Annotated in this window: 11 protein-coding genes; 4 read left to right on the forward strand and 7 right to left on the reverse strand. The window is 39.7% G+C overall.

The window, feature by feature from the left end:
- Positions 1 to 350: 350 nt before the first annotated feature.
- Positions 351 to 560 carry a dodecin gene (locus tag AB4153_RS01180; protein ID WP_102528932.1) on the forward strand — a complete coding sequence of 70 codons (210 nt, stop codon included), beginning with the start codon at positions 351 to 353 and terminating at the stop codon, positions 558 to 560.
- A 185-nt stretch (positions 561 to 745) separates the two neighbouring features.
- On the opposite strand, the gene queG is transcribed toward AB4153_RS01180, so the two are convergent.
- The 4 genes from queG to AB4153_RS01200 form a co-directional block, all read right to left on the reverse strand.
- Complete coding sequence (gene queG / locus AB4153_RS01185; RefSeq protein ID WP_371996130.1) at positions 746 to 1,894, reverse strand: tRNA epoxyqueuosine(34) reductase QueG; 1,149 nt, start codon at positions 1,892 to 1,894, stop codon at positions 746 to 748.
- Between the two features lie 146 nt (positions 1,895 to 2,040).
- Complete coding sequence (locus AB4153_RS01190) at positions 2,041 to 4,035, reverse strand: diguanylate cyclase (protein WP_371996093.1); 1,995 nt, start codon at positions 4,033 to 4,035, stop codon at positions 2,041 to 2,043.
- The gene (locus AB4153_RS01195; RefSeq protein WP_371996094.1) at positions 4,032 to 5,957 is read right to left on the reverse strand and encodes a diguanylate cyclase; all 1,926 of its coding nucleotides are present in this window, start codon (positions 5,955 to 5,957) and stop codon (positions 4,032 to 4,034) included. The genes AB4153_RS01190 and AB4153_RS01195 overlap by 4 nt, the downstream gene beginning before the upstream one ends.
- Before the next feature lie 6 nt (positions 5,958 to 5,963).
- Positions 5,964 to 7,808 carry a GGDEF domain-containing protein gene (locus AB4153_RS01200; RefSeq protein ID WP_303513392.1) on the reverse strand — a complete coding sequence of 615 codons (1,845 nt, stop codon included), beginning with the start codon at positions 7,806 to 7,808 and terminating at the stop codon, positions 5,964 to 5,966.
- Between the two features lie 575 nt (positions 7,809 to 8,383).
- On the opposite strand from AB4153_RS01200, the gene AB4153_RS01205 reads away from it, so the two are divergent.
- Together AB4153_RS01205 and AB4153_RS01210 are read left to right on the forward strand one after the other, a co-directional pair.
- The gene (locus AB4153_RS01205; RefSeq protein WP_102528928.1) at positions 8,384 to 8,818 is read left to right on the forward strand and encodes a DUF3069 domain-containing protein; all 435 of its coding nucleotides are present in this window, start codon (positions 8,384 to 8,386) and stop codon (positions 8,816 to 8,818) included.
- A gap of 28 nt (positions 8,819 to 8,846) precedes the next feature.
- Positions 8,847 to 9,530: a Crp/Fnr family transcriptional regulator gene (locus AB4153_RS01210; RefSeq protein ID WP_229369450.1), complete on the forward strand. Its 684-nt coding sequence runs from the start codon at positions 8,847 to 8,849 to the stop codon at positions 9,528 to 9,530.
- A gap of 100 nt (positions 9,531 to 9,630) precedes the next feature.
- On the opposite strand, the gene AB4153_RS01215 is transcribed toward AB4153_RS01210, so the two are convergent.
- Entirely contained in the window at positions 9,631 to 11,319 is a 1,689-nt protein-coding gene (locus AB4153_RS01215; protein WP_102528926.1) for an NAD-dependent malic enzyme, read from the reverse strand.
- A gap of 401 nt (positions 11,320 to 11,720) precedes the next feature.
- Here AB4153_RS01215 and AB4153_RS01220 point away from each other — a divergent pair, with 401 nt between their 5' ends.
- The gene (locus AB4153_RS01220; RefSeq protein ID WP_371996096.1) at positions 11,721 to 12,308 is read left to right on the forward strand and encodes a hypothetical protein; all 588 of its coding nucleotides are present in this window, start codon (positions 11,721 to 11,723) and stop codon (positions 12,306 to 12,308) included.
- A gap of 59 nt (positions 12,309 to 12,367) precedes the next feature.
- Here the strand turns inward: AB4153_RS01220 and AB4153_RS01225 are convergent, their stop codons facing one another.
- Both AB4153_RS01225 and AB4153_RS01230 read right to left on the reverse strand, forming a co-directional pair.
- Positions 12,368 to 12,838 carry a DUF1456 family protein gene (locus AB4153_RS01225; protein WP_102528924.1) on the reverse strand — a complete coding sequence of 157 codons (471 nt, stop codon included), beginning with the start codon at positions 12,836 to 12,838 and terminating at the stop codon, positions 12,368 to 12,370.
- Between the two features lie 404 nt (positions 12,839 to 13,242).
- Entirely contained in the window at positions 13,243 to 14,505 is a 1,263-nt protein-coding gene (locus AB4153_RS01230; protein WP_229369435.1) for an Nramp family divalent metal transporter, read from the reverse strand.
- Positions 14,506 to 14,771: the final 266 nt, after the last annotated feature.

Here is a 14,771-nt window from a genome sequence, read left to right on the forward strand (position 1 = left end):
TGATAAAGCGCTATATTCAGATGGAATTGCTTAAGAATCTTTAACAATAAGGCCTAAAAAACATATAGCGAAGAGTTATCACCAAAAGGATAAGCCGTAATAGCACAAGCTTGTGTTCAGTTATTTTACGTAAAGCGACCGTATTGAATTAAGCGACTAACCATTAGTGCTTAAAGCCTCAAGTGAGACCGTTGTAGTCTTAATCTACTAGGGGACTGTGGCAGGCAAAGCCACTTCAGAGTTTATTGTTAACTATATGCGTCATGTTCATTTATTATCTTGAAGTTACGCAGATTTTTATAGGTTATCTATACTCAGTCAATGTTCATAACAATACTGACGGAGTGATAATGAGCCATACTTATAAACTGATTGAACTGACAGGATCATCACCCATTAGCTCGGATGATGCGATTAAGAATGCGATTTCTGCGGCGAACAAATCTATTAAGCATATGCGTTGGTTTCAAGTAGTAGAAACGAGAGGACATTTGGAAGAAGGCTTGATTGCCCATTGGCAAGTGACCGTCAAGGTAGGCTTTACCTTAGATCAAAGTTAATACGTTCAATAATCAATTCACTTGAGTCGTCTAAACGAAAAAGCTCAGCAGTGGTTATTTACTGCTGAGCTTAAAATTTATCCCACAACTATTTTGACTGAAGGTGTTGTGTTCAAGATGTTGTGATCAAGGTGTTGTGGTCATAGTGGTAAGTCATGACCTATTTGAACAACAGGCCGTATTTATTATGCATCTCGTGGTAAGCCTTTCTCAATAGCTCGAACCACTCGCAGTGTTTTACGGCTGATTAACTCGGCATGAGCTTGTGACTGCTGTTTGAGTGCCCAGTCAATATGTTCACTGACCATGTCATCAACTTCATCAGATTGTTTGCGTGTATTAAGTGCGGTCACGATATCATCATTAAAAGGTGCATTACCCAGTGCGACAGCAATATTTCTGAGCCAATTTTTATGGCCGATACGTCTTATAGGGCTGCCTTCGGTTAATGACAAAAACTGCTTCTCTGACCAAGCAAATAAGGTTAATAATTCTGGCTGAATTAACTGATTGCGAATGTGGAAATCGGCTTGCTGAGTTAACGGTGCTTTGGCATTGATAGGACACACGAGCTGGCAATCATCACAACCATAAATACGGTTACCAATAGCGCGTCGAAACTCTTCAGGAATAGCACCTTGTAGTTCGATAGTTAAATAGGAAATGCATCGCCGACCATCAACCACATTATTGTCAAGAATCGCATTGGTAGGGCATGACTTTATGCAGGCTACACAAGTCTTACAGCTTTGATTGATTGGGATATCAATCGGTAGTGGCAAGTTGATTAACACTTCACCTAAAAAAAACCAGCTGCCAGCATCGGGGTTTAGTAATAACGAATGTTTACCGGTCCAGCCCAAGCCAGCCTTTTCGGCTAGTGGCCTTTCAAGCACAGGTGCTGAATCGACAAAAGGTCTAAAATCAATACCTGTCACGCCGATTTGTTGGCAATGGGCAACAATTCTATCACCCAGTTTTTTGAGTTGTTTTCGGATTAACTTATGATAATCACGGCCGCCAGCGTAGCGGGAGATATAACCTAAGTTAGGATTCGATAGGTTACTGGCAAATCCAGCTTCTGGGGGTAAGTAATCCATTCTGGCACTTAACACACGTATAGTGCCTGGATGTAGCTCATGGGGGCGGGCACGCATCATGCCATGATTCGCCATATAACTCATTTCACCATGATAACCATTATCAAGCCATTGTTGCAGTTTGGGTTCTTCAGCTTTAAGGTCAGTATCCGTAATCCCTAATTGAGCAAAGCCTAATTCCTGCGCCCAGTTTTTTATTTGTAGCGAAAGCTCAGATAATTCTAGCGAAGTCATCTCACGGCTGAGACTCGATTCAACCGTTAATAATCTTGACGATTCAACAGATGGTTGATGCTCAATTTGAGTATCAGTTTTAGAATTTGGCATGCAGGAGTAACAGTGGTTTATGATGACTAAGAGTTATTATACTCGCTATCGCCTTAGGCATCATCATGAAAGTAAACTACCTGATTACGGCCTTGATTTTTTGCTCGATATAACGCTTTATCTGCTTTTTTGATTAACTCTGTCAGGGTGGTTTCATCTTTAAACGTTGCTACCCCTGCGCTAATCGTGACAGAAAGATTTTCGTTAATATGGCTAAAATCAAATGAATGTATGTCATTTAGAATGGACTGGGCTAGGTTAATTGCAGCTTGAGATCGCGTATTGGGTAGCAGTATTAAAAACTCTTCACCACCGACACGACCGATATGACTTCTACCGGTATGACTTTTACTCGTCATAGATGAATGCTGTTCAGACAAATGGACAACAGATAAGTTTTCTAAGCAAATTTGAGCTACAGCTTTGAGAACTTTATCGCCAGTGTCATGACCATGTTGATCATTAACGAGCTTAAAGTGATCGATATCGATAGAGATAATAGACAATGGTTGTTGGCGCTCTGACAATCGGGTAAATGCATTTTGTGCATTGCGATAAAAGCTTAATCGATTGGGTAATTGGGTTAATAAATCGGTTAATGCAAGTTGCTTTAATTGTTGAGACTTTTTATTAAAATAAAGACTAAAAATGATGAGTAATAATACGGATGCAAAGCCTAGAGCCAGCGTTAAAATTTGCAGCCTTTCATTGTCTTGTTGAATGATGAATTGTTGATCTTTCAACTCGTGATATGCCACTAACTCTGCATTTTCAGCTTCTATTTTTTCACTATCAAATTTAACCCGCATTTCTGTGCTAGCTTGATTTTCAAGGGCTTTATCTAACTTTAAATGGATTTCATACAGTGCAAGTTGCGCTTGATAAGCTTGTTGCCACTGTTCCAAAGATTCAAAAATTTCAACCTTGAGTTTAAGTAGCATTTCATGGCCACGTTTATTGTGGTTTTTATTAAAGCCGACAGTGGATTTTTCAAGGTGAGGCAGTGCTTCCTTTGTTAACTTTAAGCCATGTTTTGCTTGGGCTTTATATAGATGTAAAAAGCTATAATGGGTATCAACCGATGGGCTAATGATGGCTTCGTATTTATATAAATAGTCTAGTGCTTGTTGATACTGTTCAAGTTGGATGAGCGCTGAGGACATATCCACAGCAACACGGGCGACAAATGTTGGGTCGCTTTGAGTTTCTTGGTAATAATTATAAATAGCTAAATAGTAATCAGCGGCTTTTTGAAATTCATCAATATCTTCAAAAGCATACGCCATGTCATTTTTGACTAGCATAACTAGAGCTATTTGATCGCTATCGCTAAAGGCTTGTTCGAGCTGGGAATAATATTTGAGAGCGGTTTCTGTTTCGCCTAAGCGGCGGTAAGTAATCGCAAGATCAAGTAAAGTTAAACGTTCTAAAGTCACTAGCTTGAGCTTTTGATAACCCTCATAAGCTTGGAGTAAATTCTTAAGGGCAACTGCGAAATCACCTGTGTAGGAGGCGATTTGACCTAAGATGGAGTAAGCATCTGCTGTCAGGCGCTGATCATTTATTTGCTGTGCATCAATAAGGGCTTGTTGCACCATCTGGTTGGCATCAGTAATTTCTCCTCGATAGCGAAGTAAGGTCGCCTCACAAAGTTTGAGGTTGATTCTGATGTCGGCTGGCATCTCAGAGTAACGCTGATAAACATCGGTTAAGAATTTTTGCGCATTTAGGTTTTGTTGTTCTTCTAAAAAATTATACGCTAAGCATTGTTTGGGCAGTAAGCGGTAAGTACGAGCAATATCGCCATCATCAATAAGCTGCGCCATTTCGTCAATGAGGTTAGGGTAACTAGCATCATTGATATCGCCATTATCGATTAATATAAATATCTGTTCAAACTCAGGGTTATCGAATGCTTGAGTCGCTTCGTTAGCCCCTTTTTGTTCTGTTGCAGATACGGGCAAGGTCACGTTGAAAAAGAGTACAAACGTGATAAGACATACCATTTGGCGTAGGCTACAAATCCGAAGCATCAGAAAGTGCATCATTGGCCGTCCTCTCGCTGAAAATTAACTGGACTTTGATAATTCACATAGCCATCTCGGCCTGCATTTTTGGCTTGATAAAGTGCAATATCTGCTTTTTTAAGTAATGGGGAAATACTTGTTTCATTGCTTGTTGTTGCAATGCCGATACTGACAGTAAAACATTCGCTCATAGACAATGAATCAGTATCAATTAACTTAACTTGATTGGTTACTCTTCTAGCCAAACTTATCGCATCTTCAGCTTGCGCATTAGGCATAAGTAGGAGGAATTCTTCACCTCCTATTCGGGCCAAGGTGTCTTCTTTACGGCAAACTTCACTGATAGTGTGGGCGATTAACTGCAATGATATATCACCGACATCATGACCATAATTATCATTAACCGCTTTAAAGTGGTCGACATCGATCAGTAGAATCGAAAATGCCTGCTGTTTTCGAAATAAATGCTTAGTCACTTTATAAGCATAAAGTCGATTTGGCACCTCGGTTAACGGATCGGTTAATGCTAACTGTTTATATTGTATAGACTTTCTAATTAATTTTATAAAGAAGAACGCTAATATCACCAGCAAAATAAAGGTTAAGGCTATAGCGGCATATTGCAGCTGCTGTTTCTTTGTTAAGGCTTCAAGCTGAGTGGCTTTTAGGGTTTGAAATTCAATCAATTGTTTTTGTTGTTTTTCAAGTTGGTGTGAGTCAAAGCGGATACGCATTTCTGAGTTAAACGTCGCCCAAGCGGCTTCATCCATTTGATTGTGAACAGTAAGAAATTCATGGTGCCAATGGTTTGCTGATTTAAAGTCGCCTTTTTCGGCAAATAACTCAGCAATGATGGGATAGATAATTGTTAACCCTTTCTTATTGTTATATTTGTCAAAACTGTTCTTTGCTTGATTAAAATGCTCGATTGCTTCCAGGTATCGTCCTTGGTGTAACCGTAATTCGAGGTAATAGGCATGCATATAGCCGAAGTGAGAGTAATTAATTGGCGTAATTAAAGGCTGTGCTTGATTTAGCCAACGCTCAGCTTCATCTAAACGATCTAGTTTAATGAGCGGAGCTGACATATCTACCGCCATTTCTGCTGCGTATAAGGGATTATTAGCAGTATTGGCCGCTGCATATATTTTTTCAAAGTAATCAAGAGACTCTTGATAATCGCCGTTATCTAGCTTGATGTAAGCTAATGACTGCTCGACGATAGCCAGTAAGTTAGGTTTATCATTTTTGGTGAAATGCTCTTCAACAATATTGTAGTAATAGAGGGCTTTTTTGTTATCGCCTAAGCGTCGATATGAACTTGCTAGAGAGATAATATTAATATTGGCTGTGTTCCAATACCCAAGTTGCTGATATAGCTCAAAAGACAATGACAAATTGTCAATTGCACCTATAAATTGCCCTTTGAATAAGCTTAACTGACCAATAGAGAAGTACGCATCAGCAGTTAATTTTGCATCTTGTAGTGTTTGTACTTGAGTTAACACATCTTGATTAATTTGAGCTGCTTGCTGCAAATCGCCTAAATACATAAAAGCTCTTGCGCGGCACAAATTTAATAACACAGGTGTAGAGGGGACCGAAAAGCTTCTTGATGCTAAGTCATCAGTTTCATTTACAAAATCTTGTAGCTGATCTGGCTCGCCGGAAGGAATATGCGGGCAGGTTAGTGTTTTATACTGCTGCCATCTTTGGTGGTCATCCTCAGCAATCAAGGCTTTAAGTTCTAGTAGTTTTTCATCAATATATAATGAGCTCGTCAGTTGATCACTTTCAAACTGACTAAACAATTCATCAGCTGCTTCATTTTCTAAAGTATTTGCATCGGCTTTAAATGGTAATTGGCCGACAAACATTAAAATAAATAAAACTAAACCGATGAGGTAGTGTGTATTTTTGCGACAACGAATAAGTTTCTGCAAGGTGATTTATACCGTCTTAACGCAGTTTCTACCTGCTGACTTTGCTTGGTAAAGTGCATTATCAACTCGCAATAATAATGCTTCCAATTTGTTCTCATTGTTAAACTGGCTGACACCAGCACTGATTGTTTGGTTAAGCTCTGGCGATATAGCATGCCAATTGGCATCAGCAATTTTATTGACTAATCTCTCGGCTATTTCTTTAGCCTGTTGTTCATTAGCACCAGGTAATAGAACCAAAAACTCTTCACCACCCACGCGGCCGACCGTATCAGATTTACGCATTAATTTTCGTGATACTTCTGCCATTAATACCAATACTTTATCACCAATATCATGACCTAAGCTATCGTTTACTTTCTTGAAATGATCAGCGTCAAATGAGATTAACGAAAAGTGAGTGTTATCTTTACGTGCTTGTTCTATATAGTCTTTTGCTAAGTTATATGTTTGACGACGATTAGCTAATTGTGTGAGCTCGTCAGTTAATGCGAGACTTTTAAATAATTGTTTTCTTTTAACTTGCTTAGCGGCATAAAAAGTCATAATGATTAAAATTATTGCTACAAGAAAGATAATCACTTGCTGTAATTCTTTATTTTTTTCCAATACTTTTAATTCTTGTTCTTTAACTCGCTGCAATGCTTGTAAAGTTTGATTCTCTGATTCTATTTTACCGGTGTTAAAGCGTGCTCGCATTTCGCTATTGCGATTACTTAAGCTTTTCTGATCAAGTTTAAGATGCAGTTGCAAATAATCTGACAAGGCTTCATGGGCTGACTGATAGTCTTCTAAAACCAGGTAGATTTTATTTCGTAGAGTATAAACTTGGCTTAAGCCACGTTCATTATTACTGACATCAAATGCGGTTTCAGCCTCTTGTGCAAAACTTAATGCTTGCTCGGGTTGATGTTTGAGTAATGCAGCTTGTGCTCTAAAGAGTTTCATAAAACTGAATAACCCATCGATTTCTTTAGTGATGATTTTTTCGGCATTATCTAAGGTTTCAATAGCGGCATCAACTTGACCTAGTTTTAATTGAACTCCCGCAATATCAACGCCAGCACCCGCAGTGAGGATAGGTTTGTCTTGTTTATTCCAGTAATGATAACTTTTTTCAAATCGTGCTAGCGCAAGTTCGTTTTTCCCAAGTTCTTCGTAGGAATAAGCAATCTGAGTATTGATGTCGATAGCATCCATTAGCTGATTGTTATCTAAATAGGCTTTTTCAAGTTTCTCCTGATAGGAAAGTGCCATTTGTGGATCGCCAAAGCGGCGGTAACTATTGGCGATTTCACTTAAGTTTACCCTGGCCCAATAGTTTAACTTGAGTTGCTCATACATTGACTGCGCAGGGATTAAATCTTCCAAAGCCCCTGTGTAATCACCTTCATAAGACAACATAGCACCTCGTAAACTCCTACCATCGGCGATTAAGCGCAGGTTTTCAATTTGATAGGCTTCTTGTATTGCTGCGTCGTAATCAAGTTTGGCTTGTTTTGGATTGCCTGAGTATTGGTAGTGAGATGCACGGCAAAGTAATAGTTCTGTATGCAGCGTTGACGGGTAGCTTTTTTGATGACGCAGCATCAAGTCTTCTGCATGCTTTATCGCTTGTTGAAATTCTTCAGAGGTTTCTGATGGGTGGTACCAGCAATGCAATGGAATGAGCTTTTCTTGTTGCTTGAGATCTTCTTGAGGAATTAGGGTTTCAAGCTCAATTATATAACCAGCTAGTTTTTCAAGATCACCTTCTTCACCCTCATCGAATATATCAAATAAATGATCAATTCTTTGCTGATTGTTAATGTCATTGGCATTAGCTGAAACAGTGTTAATTGCAAAACACAAGGATATAGCTAATACAAAGTGCAGCAGGGTTTTAATCGAATAGTTCTCATATAGGTTTCTATGCCTAGCATTATTATGACATATAATTTGGTTTGTACAATTAAAGCCACTCAATGGGTTATTTGTATCTAAATGATCGATAAATTAAGCCAAATTAGGGTCTTAATGTTATCAAAGTAACAATGCTTATTGATGCAAAGGTTAAAATCAGCTGAATGAAATGAGAACGACTAGTCAGGTGTGTACTCACTTTGATAGTCTCTTATTTCATGTTTACTTGTTGATATGTCATTTAGCAATGAAAGACATTTAATCCAACCTTTCTGAGAACACGTTCGTAAGAATGTAGTCTATGCACAATGGACTTAGATAAAGGTTAATCAAACCGTTATAAAGTCAATTTAACAGCCAATTCCGTATATTACTTAATTGTACTTCTTTGGATATATAATGGCGCTTTACTGAATGAGTTGAAGCCATTAAGGTATGCCGCCTTTGCAGGATATACATTTATAGCAAACATCTCAGTAGCATTTGAATTTCAGCGGCACTATTAATTAAGAGAGAAATATACAATGAGTCATGTGACAGAAGAATATAAAGCAACAGCAAAGCAGGTGTCTTTTAATGTAGCCAATAAAGTACTGCCAATGGATAAATTACCAGAGACATTACTTGAAGCTTACGAAGGCTTGTTTAAAGAGTTAATTGAAGATAATGCTGGCTTGTTTAATAAAAGTTGGCAAGCCATGCCGGCAAGTGCGCAAAAATTGATGCCACAAGCTGAGTTCCATGGTTTTTATATTGCGAATGCGTGGATGCAGTTAAGCCGAGTAGCTCAAGAGATTGCTGACGATGCAGATTCTGACGAAGCGATTGATGAAAAAGAATATGACGGTGTATTTGGTCGTTTAGCTGAGCAATCACTGAAAGAAAGTATTAGAAAGTTAAAAAAAGCCCGAACGGATCGTTCGATGTTGAATAGTTTTAAACAAGTTATGTCGGCATAACTTGTTATAGCAAATGTTTGGAAACCCAATGACATCAATATTAGCCCACCAAATCAGTTGGCCTTGTGAACTAAGCGAGCAAACCAAAGCTGAGATTTTAGATCTTGCTATTGAGCTTGAGGGCATTGAAAAATACGCCACTCTTTTAGACGGTGATCATCAGCGTGGCTTATTTTATTGTGCACAGGGGCTGGGAACATTTGCGACCACAAGTTTAGATAATCGCCCATTGGCCAGTTTCATATTTGGCAAACAAATGTGGGTTGGCGCTGTGGCGATTGAGATTTTCCCTAAAATCAATTTATACACTTGTGAGCTTGAACCTATTAGAAGTTTATTTTTCCCTAAAAAGGATTTAAATGAACTAGCAAAAACTAACAGTGAAATTTATAAACTGTTATATAGCATCATGCGCACGAATACCCCTAAGCTTGTTCAAGGCATGCATTTATCTTTTTATGGCATAGAAGAGCGCATAGCATTTTTCTTACTTGAACTCGCTCGCAGTAAAAAGAATACGGATTTACCTAGAATTGAAATTAAAATTACTCAGCAGCAATTAAGTGAAATTGCTAATGTCAGCCGACCTAGAGTCAATGAAGTGTTGAATAAGTTTTCTCAGCGAGAGCTTATTGAATTAGTCCGTGGCAAGATGATTATCAGTAACTACGCTGGTTTAAATAAAGCATTAGAAGATAAAGTCGTCATGTAATCGATGGTTTTACCTAAAAGAAAAGCCTAGCATTTGCTAGGCTTTTTCGTTTCGTAAGGTGCTGGTGTTAAGTAAAACCAAAACCTTAAACTTAAGTCATTTAGAAAGAGGTACGTCTATAACGACGGTACTCAGGCTCCCAAAAGTTACTATCAATTTTTTGTGTTAATAGTTCATCTGGACAAGGTAAAGCAAGCTCTTGTTCAATGGCTTTTTTCGCTACCGCAAAGGCAATGTATTTACTGACTTCTTGAATATCTTCAAGTGCCGGCAATAATGAGCCTGTACCATTTTTACCAAGTGGTGAGCACTCTGATAATGCAAGGCTCGATGCCATTAACATTTCGTCAGATACACGGGTTGCGCCACTCGCTAGTACACCTAACCCAATACCTGGGAAGATAAAGCTATTGTTGCACTGGGCAATTTCGAAGGTCTCACCGTCAATAACTACGGGTTCAAATGGACTGCCAGTAGCAACCAATGCTTGGCCAGATGTCCAGTGCAGCACATCTTTCGGTGTTGCTTCAACGCGGCTAGTAGGATTCGACAATGGGAATACTATTGGGCGCTCACAATGGCTGTGCATGGCGCGAATAATTTCTTCAGTGAATAATCCTGGCGCACCAGAAACACCGATCAATACCGTTGGTTTAGCGTTGTTGACTACATCAAGTAATGAAATATGATCGCTAAAGCCATCCCATTGCTCAATATTGATCGTCTTTTGCGCTAGTTTTTTCTGGAAATCCAGTAAGGTCGGCATGTTATCAAGCAATAAGCCCCAACGATCGACCATGAATACTTGTGAGCGAGCTTGCTCATCTGAAATGCCTTCTGCCACCATTTGCGCCACAATGGCTTCTGCAATTCCGCAACCTGCGCTCCCCGCGCCTAAGAAAGCAACCCGTTGCTTACATAACTGCGTATCAGCTGCCTTACATGCCGCCAATAACGAACCAACAGTTACCGCTGCAGTGCCTTGAATATCATCATTAAAAGTACAGAATCTGTCCTTATAACGTTCAAGCAATGGCATGGCATTTTTCTGAGCGAAATCTTCAAATTGAATAAGTGCTTCAGGCCAGCGGCGATTGACTGCTTGCATGAATTCTTCGATAAAGTCAGCGTACTCTTCGCCGCCAATACGTGGATGACGAGAGCCCATATACATAGGATCATCTAACAGATTAGGGTTATCAGTCCCCACATCTAACGTAATTGCGAGGCAATATGCAGGGCTGATCCCGCCACAGCTGGTGTATAAGGATAATTTCCCAATTGGGATCCCCATACCGCCAATCCCTTGGTCGCCTAAACCTAAGATACGTTCACCATCGGTGACCACAATCACTTTCACTTTGTGGCGTGTCGAGTTATTTAGAATATCGTCAATACGATCTTTGTTATCGTATGAGATAAACAAACCGCGGTTACGGCGATAATTCTTCGAGAAACGCTCACAGGCTAACCCCACGGTAGGGGTATAGATGATAGGCATCATCTCACTGATATGGTTTCGCACTAATCGATAAAATAGGGTTTCGTTAGTATCTTGGATATTACGCAGATAAATATGCTTATCGAGGTCATTACTGAAACTTTTATACTGTTCATAAGCACGTGATGCTTGTTCTTCAATTGTTTCAATAACCCAAGGAATAAGCCCTTCAAGGTTAAAGTAAATGCGCTCTTCTTCGCTAAAGGCGGTACCTTTGTTTAGCAGAGGAGACTCAAGAATGGCTGGACCTGCGAAAGGAAGATAGAGAGGGCGTTTATTATCGTCCATTGGAAACCTTATTATCAGTGTCGAATTACTGTTATTTATAGCTAGGATTAGACGGCGATGACTGTCTAATAGTAGACGTTTTTTGTTATCGGAGAAGGTTAACACAAGTTATATTTTTTGTGGTCTGTTAAGTGAGCTATTTCACACTTTTTTTCTATTTGAATGTGAGCCGTGAATATTGAAAACGTTTGCTGTGATTTGTTTGCGACTCAATGCTAATACCGATATTAACTGGATTGTAATAGGGATTGTGGCAGACAAGACTAGTGTGAGGGCAAATACGTCAATGAGTCATGACTCGTAACACTTTAGCTACTGACTAAAATTAGAAAGGGACTCGATATTGATTAAATTAGATGCCATGCTGATTATGTACACAATTTCTACACTGTGAGGTACAAATGGCTCTTCCTTTAATTTGGCTTGGTACAGCGGCGGTAGGTGCAATTTTACTTGCTGATGATCGTAAACAGCGCAAGTCACTACAACATGAACGCCGCATGGGCCGCTCCCCAAAAGTACCTAGTGAAAAGTCTGCGAGCCCGTTAACCCCAAGTATTTGGCATACCAGTGATGTATGTGTCGAAGCGGCACCTGGAGGCATTGTTTGTTGTTTTGTTTTTGGTGTGGTTGAGCATAGCGGTATTTGGGTGGGCGATAATCACTTGGTTGAACTTCATGGCAGCGGGTTAATAAGACCCGTATCAGCGCAGCGTTTTTTACAAGACCGGACAGGTAGACGCATATTTCAAGCATGTAATCACTTACATCAGCCTTTAATATCACCACAAGCACAGAAAAGAGCAGAGCAGGCAATATATCAATATCGCGAATATGATTTATTTAACAATAACTGTCATCGATTTGTATGGTCGTGTGTAAACGGAGAGGAAGTCGCAGTAAAGAGTTTCGAAAAACTGAATGCTTTATTAGCCGAAGAGTTTAAACAGGCCATTTATTGGGATGAAGTGACACTGAGCGAGCGATAAAATGACATAAAAAAGCACAGCCATTGCTGTGCATTTCAATGTTACATCAAACAGGGGAGTTACAGTTCAACACCACGGTGTTTGATTGATAGTCCATGTAAGAAGTTACGTAAAATCTGATCGCCACAAGTTTTGTAGTTCTTATGATCAGGGTTACGGAACAAGGCACCTAATTCTGACTTACCGATAACGAAATCAGCTAAACCACAAATTTCAATAATATCATCTTCACGAAGCTCTAAAGCAATACGCAATTTTTTGAAGATTAAGTTATTTGTTAGGTTTTTAACAGGCGCTGGAACTTCACTGCCTTCACGTAAACCACGTTTTTCGATAATTAGTCCGTCTAAGAACTGACACATGACTTTGTCATTACAGGCTTTATAACCTTCTTCAGCTTCTTTCTTCAGTAAGCTAATGATTTCATCTGTGCTGACTTCAACATTGGCTTGAGCAAAAACTTTAATCATCTTTGCGTTTGAATAATCGAATACAAAACGTAGACGGCGAATAATATCGTTGTTAATCATATAAGTCTCTGGGCGCGGCTGCGCAGTTTTTTAAGCTGAGGATTATTAAACCTAAGCTTAAATAAAAATTGGATGCGGATTATACCCATGATACTTCAAGATGCAAAGTCAGCAAGGCAAATAGTGCCAAGATGCTAGGCATAAAATTGAAGTATAGTTATTCTACATCGATATTTTATAACAACGCAGATTGGTGCTATTTGCCTTGCCCTATGGGGCGCAAGCTCGAAAACCACTGCTACGTTGTAAGCTTTGAAAAGTGAACAACAATTACCTCAGCTTACGCCTTGCATTGTTATCCGAGATTGCGCCTGACAAAGCATCTTGAAGTAACATGGGTATATACCTGAAAATGGAGTAATAGTTCAGATTATCTGCAATTCATCGTCATTAAGAGAAGCTATTTATTGTATCGCAAGCTTCCAGTAAATGAATACCGCCGAAAACCCAACCAGATACACCAAGCCAAACCATGCCAGTAGTTTCATTTTTATACCGTAACGGTGTTTTTCTGGTAAGGCTTCACTGGTCATTAAGCGTAGATTAAGCCACGCAAAAATCACTGTGGTTAGAAATGCCAATGTCATCACAAACTCAAGTAAAGGCAGCAGCGCTCCTTTAAAAAACAGAATAAGCCCTAGTCCTAATGCAGAAACAAGCAACATCACTCTCGTTAATCGCTTAGCGCAATCCTGTTGATTGTTGAGTAACTGCCAACCAATATCTAACGTTCGGCTATAACCGTCAATGACGGTCACCGTGGTACTAAAAATACATAAAAAAGCGACAGCAGCGATTAAAAATCGGCTTTGTTCACCCATGACATCGCTATACAAATCAATAAGCTGGCTTGCGAATTTAGCACCAGAATTAGAAAATACTTCGCCACTGCCATGCATCACTAATGCACCAAGGGCTAAAAAAACTACCGCTAAAATAGCGGTGACAATAAAGCCCAAGTTGAAGTCGAAAATGGCTTGCTTACTGGTCACCGTTTGGGTCTTTTTCTTCTCAATTAACCACAAAGAGTTCCAAGCACTGACTTCAATTGGCGCTGGCATCCAGCCCATCATAGCCACTAAAAAACCAACATAAGCCCATTGCCAAGGGCTCTCGGCCACCTCCGTTATAGCCGGTGCTTGGTAATGTTGCCAAGCAAGTGCGACTGCAATCAAGGTAGTTAAGGTTAAGGCCAGCATGATGACTTTGGTCATTTTATCCAGTAATTGGTAATGACCCAATATGAGAATTGCCAGTGAGCTCACTAGTACTAGGAATGCGAGTACATCAATCGGCAGAGGCACAAATTGGGTCAGCATAGCAGCAGTTAACATGCACACCCCCGCTGTACTGGCAATCGCTGCGATAGTGTTTAAGCAAGTAAACATCAGCAAATAGCCGCGTCCTTGCTTTAAATATCCATGGAGTAAACTTTCATCTGTGGCTGCGGTGTACCGAGCGCCAGCAGCAAAGAATGGGTATTTGAGTAAATTAACGAGTAATACCACCCACACCAATTGCCAGCCAAACTCAGCACCAGCTCGGGTAGAGGAAACTAAATGTGATGCGCCAATAGCGGCGGCGGCCATCAAAATTCCTGGGCCAAGGCTGGCAAAAAATGTGGCGGCTGAGTAATTACTGCTGGTGGCTTTTTGAGTCGTCGGCATTATGTTCTTATTGTTTGAGGTGAGATTACTATTCAGTTTCAAGATGATGTATGACTATGTCATATTTTGCTGAATGCGCAAAATAACAAATTGTTTACAAGATGTAAGTGATAAAGCGTTCTGTTACAACTGTTTAAAAACTAACCATTGACTTCTGATGTGGATTACTTATGTTAGAAAAACATGATGCGCTAATATAAGCGCGCATGAGATGAACCGAAATAGGATGATTTGTAAGTCATTCTTATTAGGAACATAAAGGCTTA

The sequence above is a fragment of the Shewanella sp. 10N.286.52.E4 genome, from assembly GCF_041468785.1.
In the GTDB taxonomy this organism is placed as follows: domain Bacteria; phylum Pseudomonadota; class Gammaproteobacteria; order Enterobacterales; family Shewanellaceae; genus Shewanella; species Shewanella electrodiphila.